The sequence below is a fragment of the Pseudokineococcus marinus genome, from assembly GCF_013004605.1.
GTDB classification, from domain to species: domain Bacteria; phylum Actinomycetota; class Actinomycetes; order Actinomycetales; family Quadrisphaeraceae; genus Pseudokineococcus; species Pseudokineococcus marinus.
In genome coordinates, this window is the sequence record NZ_JABEMA010000403.1 from 1 (window position 1) to 2255 (window position 2255).

3 protein-coding genes are annotated in these 2255 nt (G+C 80.2%); 2 read left to right on the plus strand and 1 reads right to left on the minus strand.

Annotated elements, in window-relative coordinates:
- Nucleotides 1-154: 154 nt before the first annotated feature.
- The gene (locus tag HLB09_RS15965) at nt 155-925 is read left to right on the plus strand and encodes a hypothetical protein (protein WP_171204300.1); all 771 of its coding nucleotides are present in this window, start codon (nt 155-157) and stop codon (nt 923-925) included.
- Entirely contained in the window at nt 922-1977 is a 1056-nt protein-coding gene (locus tag HLB09_RS15970) for an endonuclease/exonuclease/phosphatase family protein (protein ID WP_171204301.1), read from the plus strand. The genes HLB09_RS15965 and HLB09_RS15970 overlap by 4 nt, the downstream gene beginning before the upstream one ends.
- 60 nt (nt 1978-2037) lie before the next feature.
- Here HLB09_RS15970 and HLB09_RS15975 read toward each other — a convergent pair.
- On the minus strand, nt 2038-2255 hold a 218-nt coding region (locus tag HLB09_RS15975), incomplete at its 5' end, for a hypothetical protein (protein ID WP_171204302.1).

Sequence of the window (2255 nt, forward strand, 5' to 3'; positions counted from 1 at the left end):
AGGCGGGAGCGCCACGCCCGCAGGCAGGCGGCCAGGTCCTCGTGCACGCCCGTGATGCTGCCACCGCCCCGGGCCGGGGGCGGGCGGCGTCGCCCTCGCCTCCCGCGGCTCGGACCCGGAGGGTGCGCGCCTCGTCTCCCTCGGCGCCTACCCCGTGGGCTACGGGGCGTCCTGGGGCCAGGGCGAGGACCTGTCCCTGACGATGGTCGTGGGCAACACCGGCGACGACGACGTCCTCGTGCTCGGCGGCGGCACGCGCGACGACCAGGGGCGCCTGCTCGGCGAGGTCGTGCCGGACGGGCGGACGCCCGTCGTGCGCCGAGAGGGGGCCGAGCCGGTGGCGGAGCTCCCCGCCGGGGGCACCGCCCAGGTCCGCGTCGTGGTGCCCGGCACCTGCGGCGACCCGCCCCCGTGGGAGCCGTGGCTGGTGGTCCGCACGGACTCCGGGACGGCGCAGGTGCCCGTCACCGTGCTGCGCTCCCCCGACGTCGTGCCCGCCGAGGGCGCCGACGTCCCCGACGGCGCCTTCGCGGAGGCCTGCTCCTTCGCCGTCGCCTCCCCCGCCTTCACGCCCGCCGTCGTGGACCAGCGCAGCACCGAGGAGGGCCTCGTCCTGCGCGTGCGCAACGACGCCGACGCCTCCTACGAGGTCCGGGTGCTCTCGGGCGGCGCGGCCGGCCTCGCGCTCGCCGAGACGGGCGTCGTCGAGCCCTCGACGACGACGGAGGTGCTCCTGCGGGCCGACCCGCCGAGCTGCGACGTCGCGCTCGAGACGCCTGACCTGGTGGTCGACGTGGTGCTCGAGGCCGTCCGCCGCGAGGGCGACGACGGCGCCGCCAGCGTCCGGCTCGACCTCGACCCCTTCGCCGCGGGCACGGCGGTCGGTCTCGCGGTGGGCCGCGCCTGCGCGGGCGAGGAGCTGTGACGGTGCTCGAGCTCGTCGTCCTCGCCCTCGGCGCGGCGGTCACCGCCCTCCGGTGGTGGGACGTCGACCCCGCCCGGCCGCTCGCCCCGCTCGTCGTGCGCGCCCAGGCGCTCGTCCCCGTCGTGGGACCTCTGGCGCTGCTGCTGCTCCTGCGGGCCCTCGTCGCGGGCGCCGCCGGGCCGGCTGCGGCCGCCGGGGCGCTGCTCGCCGTCCACGCCGCGCTCGCCCTGCCCGGCTGGTGGGTGGCCCCGGGCGCCCCGGACGGCGAGCGAGGACGACGGGTGCGGGTCCGGGTGGCCGCGGTGAACACCTGGTACGGGCGGGCCGACGCGGCGGCGACCGCGGCGCTCGTCCGACGGCTGGACCCGGACGTGCTCGCGCTCGTGGAGGTGCCTCCGTCGGCGCTGCCCGCCCTCGAGCGCGCGGGCGTCGCCGCCGCTCTGCCCCACCGGGCCGGGCGCGCGGCCGACGACGGCGTCGGGACGCTCCTCCTGTCCCGCTGGCCCGTCGAGGAGGTCGCCGACGAGCGCCTCGGGTCCCTGCCCGCGCGCGGCTCCGCGGAGCCGCCGGAGGGGGCTGAGCGGACCAGCGACAACCCCCTCGTCCGGCTCCGGCCGCCGGGCGCGCCGTCGGTCCTCGTGCGGGCGGTGCACCCGTACTACCCCGCCCTGCGGGACGTCGGCCCCTGGCGCCGGCAGCTGCGCTCCCTCGAGCGGTGGGCCCGCGAGCAGGCCGCGGCGGTGCCCGCCGCGCCCTTCGTCGTCCTGGGCGACCTCAACGCCACGGCGGACCACCCGCCGCTGCGACGCCTGCTCGCGCCGCGCGGACCGCTCGTGCTGGCCGCGCGTCGCCTCGGGGGCGGTCGGCCCCGGACGTGGCCGGACGTCGGGCCGGCCAGCGCCGTCCTCGCCCTCGACCACGTGCTCGTCCACGGCCTGCACGTGCGGGCGGGGGGCGCCGAGCACGTGCACGGCACCGACCACCGCGCCGTGTGGGCCGACCTGGAGGCACCACGCGCCGCTCCGGACGAGACCGCCGACCCGGACGACTGAGCTCGGTCCTGGGACCTCGGGGCGGCCCACCGGGGACGACCGCGCCCGGCGCCCGACGGGTCACCCGCCGGTGCAGCGCAGCACGTCGGCCGCGCGCTCGCGGTCGGCGGCGGCCCGTCGCCGCCGCTCCTCGAGCTCGTCGGCCTCCCTCGCGTCACGGCGGGCCGTCCCGACGCGGCCGGGGACCTCCCAGGCCATCGGGGGCGGAGGCGGCTGCGGCGCCCCGGCGAGGAGGGAGGTCGACGACGGCTCCAGCAGCGGCAGCGCCCGCCCGGGCT